This window comes from Parvibaculum sp. (assembly GCF_035511255.1).
GTDB lineage: Bacteria > Pseudomonadota > Alphaproteobacteria > Parvibaculales > Parvibaculaceae > Parvibaculum.
Genome location: NZ_DATKFR010000411.1, coordinates 1 through 3,460 on the forward strand (window position 1 = coordinate 1; position 3,460 = coordinate 3,460).

Sequence of the window (3,460 nt, forward strand, 5' to 3'; positions counted from 1 at the left end):
CGCGTCGGCCAATCGGACGTGCAGACGCCGAAACAGGTCCTCGCCGCCATCGCCGTCGAGAAGAAGGCGGGCCGCACCTCAGTGCTGCTGCGCCTCCTGAGCGGCGGCGCCCCGCGCTTCGTGGCTTTGCCGCTGAAGTAGGTTCGGCCCTTCCGTCGTCATTGCGAGCGGAGCGAAGCAACCCAGCTTCCAAGAACTGGGTTGCTTCGTCGCGTTGCTCCTCGCAATGACGGATGGAAACTTTATTACCCCCCGATTTCCTCCCGCCGATAGCCCTGCAAATAAAGCAGCGCCGTCAGGTCGCCATGGTCGATGCGGGCATCGGCGGCTTCCGCGACGACGGGTTTGGCGTGGAAGGCGACGCCGAGGCCCGCTTCCTCGATCATGCCGAGATCGTTGGCGCCGTCGCCGACCGCCATCGTCTGATGTTTTGCGAGGCCGAGCTCGCCGCGAAGGTGGACAAGCGCCTCGATCTTGGCTTCGCGGCCGAGGATCGGCTCGGCGATCCCGCCGCTGAGCTTGCCGTCGATGAAGACGAGACGGTTCGCCTGATTGGTGTTGAAGCCGACCGCATGCGCGACGCGCTCAGTGAAGAAGGTGAAGCCCCCCGAAACGAGGGCGCAGGCGGCACCATGCGCCCGCATGGTCGCGGTGAGCGCCCGCCCGCCCGGCGTCTCGACGATGCGCTCGCGATAAACTTTCTCCAGCGCCTCCAGCGGAAGACCCTTCAGCAGGCCGACGCGCTCACGCAGGGCCGGTTCGAAGGCGATCTCGCCGCGCATGGCGCGTTCGGTGATCGCGGCGATCTGCGGCTTTATGCCGAGCTCGGCGGCAAGTTCGTCGATGCATTCCTGCTGGATGATCGTTGAATCCATGTCCGCGACGAGGAGTTCCTTCCTGCGGCCTTCGGCGGGCTGTACGGCAAGGTCGAGCTTCGCGCCCGCGAGCTTTTCCCGCAGCCTGGCCTCGACGGCTTTTGCGTCCTCCGCCTCGAAATGAAGGTCGCAGGCATGACCCGGCGCGAGCCAGTCGGGCGCGCCAGGAGAGGGCAGCAGGGACATGGCGCCCGCGACATCTTCTTCGCGCAGCGAGGTCGTGCTGTTGCCGATCAAGGTGAGGGTGTATTTCATCGGGCGCATAACCGGAGAAAGAGGCGATCTTGAGCGAGGCGCTCACGACCAAAGGCGCGATCCTTATTGCAGGGCCGACCGCGAGCGGCAAGTCCGCGCTGGCGCTTGCCCTCGCCGAGCGGCTGGGCGGCGAGATCGTCAATGCGGACTCGATGCAGGTTTACCGCGAGTTGCGGGTGCTGACGGCGAGGCCGTCGCCCGAGGAGGAGGCCCGCGCGCCGCATCACCTTTACGGCGTCCTGCCGGGCGCCGAACTCTGCTCGGCGGGCCGCTGGTCGCGCATGGCGGTCGAGACGATCGCCGGTATCGAGGCGCGGGGCGCCGTGCCGATCGTCGTTGGCGGGACGGGGCTCTATTTCAAGGCGTTGATCGAGGGCTTCGCGCCCATTCCGCCGGTCCCGGCCGATATCCGCGAGGCTGTGCGGGCGGAGGTTGCCGCCGCCGGTGAGGGCGCGCATGCGCTGCTTGCCGAAGCGGACCCGGCGCTCGCCGAGGTGATCCGGCCCTCGGACCGGCAGCGCATCGCCCGCGGCATCGAGGTGGCGCGGGCGACGGGCCGTCCGCTCAGCGCGTGGCACGCCGAGCCTCGAGCACCCCTTCTGAAGGGAAACATCGCCAAGATCGTGCTGGCCCCCGACCGCGCCTGGCTGAGAGCGAGGTGCGATGCCCGGTTCGAGGCGATGGTGGAGGAGGGGGCCGTCGAGGAAGCGCGCAGCCTTGCGGCCCGGAACCTCGCGCCGGATCTTCCCATCATGAAGTCCCTCGGTTTGCGTCCCCTCATCGACTATGTGGCTGGAAAGATTGAGCTTTCGGAGGCGGTAAAACTCGGGCAGGCCGAGACCCGCGCCTACGCCAAACGACAGGAAACATGGCTGCGCACTCAGATGATTGCGTGGGGACGCTTCTATGAGCAAGATTCGGAAAGTATTGTGGCAAATATCTTTGCATTTATTGACGATTTGGGGTTGACCCGTCGATAAGCCGCCGCTAGGTTGCCCGCGCTTTGGAGAGCAAGGCTATTGCGCATGCCCCGCTTATGGCGGGGCATGACGTTTTGAGGCCCTTCGCCGTCTTGTCTCTGCGCGTTTGTATGGAAGGAAGAAATCATGGCCGCCCAGGAACTGACAGGCGCCGAAATCGTCATCAAGGCTCTGGTCGATCAGGGCGTGGACACCATTTTCGGCTATCCGGGCGGCGCGGTACTTCCGATCTATGACGCGCTCTTCCAGCAGAACAAGATTCGCCACATCCTCGTCCGCCACGAGCAGGGCGCCGTCCATGCGGCGGAAGGCTATGCGCGTTCGACGGGCAAGCCCGGCGTCGTCCTTGTGACCTCCGGCCCAGGCGCGACCAACGCCGTCACCGGCCTCACCGACGCACTGATGGATTCGATCCCGCTCGTCTGCCTGACGGGGCAGGTCGCGACGCATCTGATCGGCAACGACGCCTTTCAGGAATGCGACACGGTCGGCATCACGCGGCCCTGCACGAAGCACAACTGGCTCGTCAATTCGGCGAAGGAGTTGACGCGCGTCATGCATGAGGCCTTCTACGTCGCGACGAACGGCCGTCCCGGCCCGGTCGTCATCGACATCCCGAAGGACGTGCAGTTCCAGAAGGCCGAATATGTCGGCCCGCAGAATGTCGTCCACAAGACCTATCGTCCGAAGGTGAAAGGCGACGTCGAGGCGATCAAGGCCGCCGTCGACCTGATCGCCACCGCGAAGAAGCCGATCTTCTACACCGGCGGCGGCATCATCAATTCGGGCCCGCTGGCGAGCCAGCTGTTGCGCGAATTCGTCAAGCTGACGGGCTTTCCGATCACCTCGACGCTGATGGGTCTCGGCGCTTTCCCCGCCTCGGACAAGCAGTGGCTCGGCATGCTCGGCATGCATGGCACCTACGAAGCCAACAATGCGATGCATGACTGCGACGTCATGATCAATATCGGCGCGCGTTTCGACGATCGCGTGACCGGCCGCATCGATGCCTTCGCGCCGAACTCGAAGAAGATCCACATCGACATCGACGCCTCGTCGATCAACAAGATCGTCCATGTCGATGTCGGCATCATTGGCGATGCCGCGCATGTGCTCGAAGACATGATCCGCATCTGGAAGGCGAAGGCCGTCAAGATCGACAAGGCAGCGCTCGCCGACTGGTGGAAAGAGATCGACGGGTGGCGCGCGCGCCGCTCGCTCGACTACAAGAAGTCCGACGAGATCATCAAGCCGCAATATGCGGTGCAGCGTCTGCACGAGCTGACCAAGGGTCACGACACCTACATCACGACCGAAGTCGGCCAGCATCAGATGTGGGCGGCGCAGCAC

General features: G+C 64.7%; 3 protein-coding genes. 2 read left to right on the top strand and 1 reads right to left on the bottom strand.

Annotation, left to right across the window (positions count from 1 at the left end):
• Positions 1 to 245: 245 nt before the first annotated feature.
• Positions 246 to 1,130, bottom strand: a complete 885-nt coding sequence (gene serB, locus VMR03_RS15675) for a phosphoserine phosphatase SerB (RefSeq protein ID WP_414693192.1) — start codon at positions 1,128 to 1,130, stop codon at positions 246 to 248.
• 29 nt (positions 1,131 to 1,159) lie between these two features.
• Between serB and miaA the strand changes: the two genes are divergently transcribed.
• On the top strand, positions 1,160 to 2,110 hold the full coding sequence (gene miaA / locus VMR03_RS15680) for a tRNA (adenosine(37)-N6)-dimethylallyltransferase MiaA (protein ID WP_325406867.1): 951 nt from the start codon (positions 1,160 to 1,162) through the stop codon (positions 2,108 to 2,110).
• A gap of 126 nt (positions 2,111 to 2,236) precedes the next feature.
• The coding region (ilvB, locus tag VMR03_RS15685) for a biosynthetic-type acetolactate synthase large subunit (protein ID WP_325406869.1) at positions 2,237 to 3,460 on the top strand (1,224 nt) is incomplete at its 3' end.

Excerpts from the sequence above, each read along its gene's own strand:
- serB (WP_414693192.1), bottom strand. The coding sequence starts at position 1,130 with ATGAAATACACCCTCACCTTGATCGGCAACAGCACGACCTCGCTGCGC.